This is a genomic window from Brevundimonas sp. GW456-12-10-14-LB3 (assembly GCF_059424365.1).
Window position 1 is genome coordinate 1 of the sequence record NZ_JBWKZJ010000069.1, and the last position, 5,568, is coordinate 5,568.

A 5,568-nucleotide genomic window follows, 5' to 3' on the forward strand; every position below is an offset into this window, starting at 1 on the left:
CGTCCGCCATGGCCGCCAGACCCCGGCCCAGGGCCTCGATCGTCACCCGGTCGGCTTCGGCCTCCGCTGCCTTCTCGGCCTCGCGGGCGGCCCGCTCCTGCTCGCTCATCGAGCGCTGCGAAAGCGCCTCCGCCGCCAGACGCGCCTTCTCAATGGCGGCGTCGCGGAAGGCGACGATGGCCTGAGCCATCTTGCCGAACTCATCCTTGCGGTCGGCGCCCTGGACCTGGATGGCGGTGTCGCCCGCCATCAGCTTCTGCATATAGCCGATCATGGTGAAGGTCGGCCGCACGATCGAACGGGTGGCGACCAGACCTGCAGCCAGGGCCATCAGCAGGGCGCAGACCATGCCCACGATCACGGCCATGAGGGCGGCCTGGGCCGCCTCGGCCTGAGCCTTGCGGGTCGCCTCGCGGGCGGCCTCGTTCTCAGCCCTCAGGACGTCGATCGCTTCTTCAACTGGAGCGATGAACTGGTCGGCGACGCCGGTTTGACCGACCATCCGGCTGGCCTCGGCGATCCGCCCCTCGGCGACCATCGCCTTACCGACCTGGACGATGTTGGCGTACCAGCCGTCAGCGGCCTTGATGGCCTCGTCGACGGGCGCGGCGCGATCGGCGGGCAGTTTTGCCCGCACCTCCTCCAGCGCTTCCTTGAACTTGGCGCGGTGCAGATCCAGCCGTTCGGCGTAATAGGGGTCCTGCGACAGCAGATAGCCGCGATAGGAGTTTTCCTGCTTGGACAGGCGGAACTCGGCGACGGCGAGCACTTGATTGATCTCACCTTCTAGGTTGCGAGCGTGGTCGGCGCGCTGCAAGGCCAGAAGGTTCGTCACCACCACCACGCCCATGACGGCGATGGCGGCCAGGACCACACCGAAAGCCACGGCGAGCTTCCGTCCGACGGACATGTTCTCAATAAAACGCAACCCAAACTCCTACGGTCTTCGTCGATCTGAGCGCGCCGCCACGGCCGAAACGGCCCTCTGCGGCGCGTCAGCCGCCCCTCTGCGATGAACCCGCATCTGTCCGACCAAGGATGGAAGGATGATTAATACGATTTCTGAACTGCGGCTTAGGTAGGAATGCGTAGCGAAGGTTGGCGCGGGCTGAGGGGCGGCGCCATCCGGCGCAGCGAACGCGGCGGATCTCCTGAATCGGATCGGAGGAAGTGCGCTCGATAGTCGCGAGGCGTGTGAAAAGACGACGATATCGCTTCCCAGCCACGCCCTTGTCGTTGTAGTAAATTCGTCAGAAAAGCGGCGACGGTGAAGTCCAGATGATTTCGCAACGGCGAGATCCAACATGACAGGGGCGCGGGCGGACGCCTTTACTGAGTTGTTGAAGCGGGTCATCGGAAAATCCGCGAACGCATCTCCGAAGAACGCCGTTCTGCTCGCTTGCGTCTGCGTCCCGCTGGCGGTTACGACGAGCGTGGCTCTTCGAGACGTCGATCACGTGCACTACCTGCCGCTGTTCGGAGCCGTCATGGCGACCGCCCTGGTCGGCAGCCGCACCGCGACCCTCTTCGTCATCGGCGTCTCCATCGCCGCCGATCTGGCGATGAAGGGGCGAAGCGACCTCTTCGATGCGGCGGTCGGCGCCGGCCTCTTCATCGCCGTATCCCTGCTGTTGGCCGAAGTCGGTCATCGGCTGACCAGCCGGACCGCCCTGTTGCACAGCATACTGACCTCGGTGCCCGTGGTGACGCTGGACGACGAGGGGCGTATTCGCCGCATCACCGGCCCGGCGGCCGATCTGCTGGGCGTGGCGCCCGAGGATGCTCATGAACGCCCTTTCAGCCTGTTCGCGCCGGACTTCGGCGAGGACATCCTGGCGAGTTTCGTCAAGGACGCCCCCCTGGCCGCCCCGCCCTCCGGCTATTGGCTGGTGAGACGTCCCAACGGCGAGATCGTGCCGGTGATCATCCACGGCGGGCTGCTGGCGCACAGCATGGCCTCCGAGCGGGTGGTCCTGTCCCTGGCGGACCAGCGTCCGAGCCTGGCCGTCAACGATCGCATGCGCGACCTGATGGACCAGCTCAGCAAGAGTTGGCGGCTCAATTCCATGGGTGAGATGGCGGCTATCCTGGCGCATGAGCTGAACCAGCCCCTGACGGCCGCCACCGTCTATCTCCATGCGTGCCAAACCGACATCGCGCGCGCCGGACCGATCGGCGACAGCGCGGGCCGCGCCCTCGACCTGGCCAAGACCCAGCTTCTGCGCGCTGGGGACATCATCCGGCGCATGCGCGAACTGATCGCGACCGGGGCGTCCCAGCTGACGGAAGAGCGGGTCTCCTCCATGGTGGACGACCTACGCCCCCTCTTCGATTTGATCCGGCAGGAAACCGGTATCGCCGTCCGCATCGACGTCGATACGACCGGGGATCGGGTCTTGGCCGACCGAATCCAGTTCCAGCAGGCCATCACCAATCTGGTGCGCAACGCCGTCGACGCCGTCGGCGACCATCCCGGTGCGGTCGTATCGCTCACGGGCCGCAGCCTGGCCGATCAGGGCTATGAGATCCGGATCGAGGACAACGGCCCCGGCATCGCCGAGGATCAGATGGACCGGATCTTCCAACCGATGATGACCACCAAGGCCGGCGGCATGGGCCTGGGCCTGTCCGTCACCCGCTCCATCATAGAGAGCCACGACGCCGCCCTGGCCGTAGGCCGCAGCGCCCTGGGCGGCGCCGCCTTCTCCTTTCGCCTCACGCCTGTCACGGAGCTCGAAGCCGCATGACCGACCATTCCGTCTTCGTCATCGACGACGATCAAGCCATGCGCGATTCCTTGCTCATGCTCTTGCGGGGCGAGGGCATCCGCGCGCGGGGTTTCGCCAGCGCGATGCAGTTTCTGGAACAGCTGCCGGACGACAAGTCCGCCTGCGTCATCACCGACCTGCGGATGCCCCAGATTGAAGGCTCCGAACTGATCCAGCGGCTCAAGGCGCTGAAGGGCGAGGCCTGGCCTGTGATCGTCATCACCGGCCACGCCGACGTGCCCCTGGCCGTCCAGCTGATGAAGGCCGGGGTCGTGGACTTCATCGAAAAACCCTTCGATCCCAACCGCATCCTGGAGGCGGTGCGCGGCTGTCTGTCGGCCTTGGCGCGCCAGGGCGTCGAGAGCGAGGCGCGCGAACAGACCGCCGCCCGGCTGGCCAGCCTGACGCCGCGCGAGCGCCAGGTGTTCGACGCCCTGATCGACGGCAAGTCGAACAAGGAGATCGCCCTGGCCCTGGACATCAGCCCCCGCACGGTCGAGATCTTCCGCGCCAAGGTGATGCAGAAGATGCAGGCCCAGAGCCTGTCCATGCTGGTGCGGCTGGGGCTCAGCGTGGCCGACGCCTGACGCCCGCCGCCTCTGGGCTCAAAAGACTCACTTGAGCCCGGGCGCGATCGTCGCCACCTTGTCCTGTCATGAGCGACCGGTCCGCAGGCCTGCCCCCATCGCGCGTCACTGCGGTCCTGGGGCCCACCAATACCGGCAAGACCCATCTGGCGGTCGAGCGGATGCTGGGTCACGCCTCAGGCATGATCGGCCTGCCCCTGCGGCTCCTGGCGCGCGAAATCTATGAGCGGATCGTCAAACAGCGCGGGGCCGCCGCCGTCGCCCTGATCACGGGCGAGGAGAAGATCGTCCCGGTCCGCCCCCTCTATTTCGTCTGCACGGTCGAGGCCATGCCGTTGGAGCGGTCGGTCGAGTTTCTGGCCATCGACGAAATCCAGCTGGTCGCCGATCCCGAACGCGGCCACGTCTTCACCCAGCGGCTGCTGCATGCGCGCGGGCGTTTCGAGACCATGTTCCTGGGCGCCGGGACCATGGAGCCCCTGATCCGTCGCCTGATCCCGGATGTGGAGATCGTGACCCGGGATCGGCTGTCCACCCTGTCCTACGCCGGCTCCAAGAAGCTGACCCGCCTGCCCCGCCGCAGCGCCATCGTCGCCTTCTCCACCGAGCGGGTCTACGCCATCGCCGAACTGATCCGGCGTCAGAGGGGCGGGGCGGCCGTGGTCATGGGCTCGCTCAGCCCGCGCACCCGCAACGCCCAGGTGGCCCTGTACCAGTCGGGCGAGGTCGACTTCCTGGTCGCCACCGACGCCATCGGCATGGGGCTGAACATGGACGTGGACCATGTCGCCTTTGCGGGGCTGAGAAAGTTCGACGGTCGCCGCACCCGCTGGCTGCACGCCCATGAGATCGGCCAGATCGCCGGGCGGGCCGGCCGCCATCTGCGCGACGGGACCTTCGGCGTCACGGCCGAGGCCGAGGATCTGGACGTGGATCTGGTCGAACAGGTGGTCGAGCATCGGTTCGATCCGATCGAGGCGGCCGAATGGCGAAACGCCCGGCTGGACTTCGACACCCTGCCCGACCTTCTGCGGTCCCTGACGGTGACGCCGGGCCGCGCGGGGCTCAGCCTGACGGCCGAGGCCCTGGACGAGACCCTGCTGCGCCGCCTGATCAAGGATGAGGAGGTCGCCCGTATCGGCCGCTCGCGCGGGGCGGTCATGCGGCTGTGGGAGGCCTGCCAGCTGCCCGACTTCCAGAAGACGACCCTGGACGAGCACGCCCGCCTGGCCAAGGACGTCTTCCAGGCCCTGACCGGCAAGCGGGGGCGGTTGACCGACGACTGGATGGCGCCGCGCTTCGCCTTCGTGGACCGCGACGACGGCCAGATCGACCAGCTGTCGGCCCGGCTCTCGGCGGTGCGGACCCTGTCCTATATCGCCAACCGCCCAGACTGGGTCCATGACGCCCAGGGCTGGCGCGACAAGACCCGCGCCCTGGAGGACCGGTTGTCGGACGTGCTGCACGAACGGCTGACGGCCCGCTTCGTGGACCGGCGCACCACGGCCCTGATGCGGGCGCTGAACGTCCGGGAGGATGCGTTTGCGGGCGTCGCCGAGGACGGCGAGGTGACGGTGGAGGGCCAGGTGGTGGGTCAGCTCGAGGGCGTCCGCTTCCAGATGGAAAAGGGCGCCTCGGCCCTGGAGGACCGCACCCTGCGCCAGGCGGCGGTGCGGGCCGTGACGCCCGAGATCAATCGCCGTCTGGGGCAGTTGGCGGCCGAGGCCGACGAGGGTTTCGCCGTCACGCCGGACGGGGCTGTGCTGTGGCGCGGGGTGCTGACCGCCCAGATTCAGGCGACGCCGACTGGGGCCGACCCCTTTTCGCCGTCGGTGCGGCTGTTGGGCGACCTGGGGGCGACCCCGGCCCGCGAGCGCGCCCGCCGACGGATCGAGGCCTGGTTGGCGTCCGAGGCGGGTCGGGCGCTGCGCGATCTGCGGCGGCTGAAACAGGCGGTCGAATCCGGCGCGCTGAAGGGCCTGCCGCGCGGCCTCGCCTTCCGCCTGATCGAGGCCGGCGGGCTGATCGACCGGCGCGACGTGGATCGGGATCTGGCGGCGCTGAGCCAGGTGGAGCGCCGCACCCTGAAAAGCTTCGCCATCCGCGTCGGCGTCCATTCGGTCTGGCTGCCGGGCCTGCAAAAACCCCGCGCCCGCCATTTCGCCCAGGCCTTCGTCACGGCCCCGCTGATCCCCGCCAGCCCCGACCTGATC

The 5,568-nt window shown here is 68.1% G+C and carries 4 protein-coding genes; 3 read left to right on the forward strand and 1 reads right to left on the reverse strand.

Going from position 1 to position 5,568, the window contains the following annotated elements; genetic code table 11:
• Positions 1 to 886, reverse strand: an 886-nt coding sequence (locus AC07XS_RS15635; protein ID WP_321208188.1) for a CHASE3 domain-containing protein, incomplete at its 3' end; no start/stop codon positions are given.
• Positions 887 to 1,433: 547 nt separating this feature from the next.
• Between AC07XS_RS15635 and AC07XS_RS15640 the strand changes: the two genes are divergently transcribed.
• The 3 genes from AC07XS_RS15640 to AC07XS_RS15650 all read left to right on the forward strand — a co-directional run.
• Complete coding sequence (locus AC07XS_RS15640; RefSeq protein ID WP_224762321.1) at positions 1,434 to 2,747, forward strand: sensor histidine kinase; 1,314 nt, start codon at positions 1,434 to 1,436, stop codon at positions 2,745 to 2,747.
• Positions 2,744 to 3,355 (forward strand): response regulator FixJ, encoded by a 612-nt coding sequence (gene fixJ, locus AC07XS_RS15645; RefSeq protein ID WP_054764753.1) that lies wholly within the window; start codon positions 2,744 to 2,746, stop codon positions 3,353 to 3,355. The genes AC07XS_RS15640 and fixJ overlap by 4 nt, the downstream gene beginning before the upstream one ends.
• 68 nt (positions 3,356 to 3,423) lie before the next feature.
• On the forward strand, positions 3,424 to 5,568 hold a 2,145-nt coding region (locus tag AC07XS_RS15650; protein ID WP_182715175.1), incomplete at its 3' end, for a DEAD/DEAH box helicase.

Excerpts from the sequence above, each read along its gene's own strand:
- fixJ (WP_054764753.1), top strand. The coding sequence starts at position 2,744 with ATGACCGACCATTCCGTCTTCGTCATCGACGACGATCAAGCCATGCGC.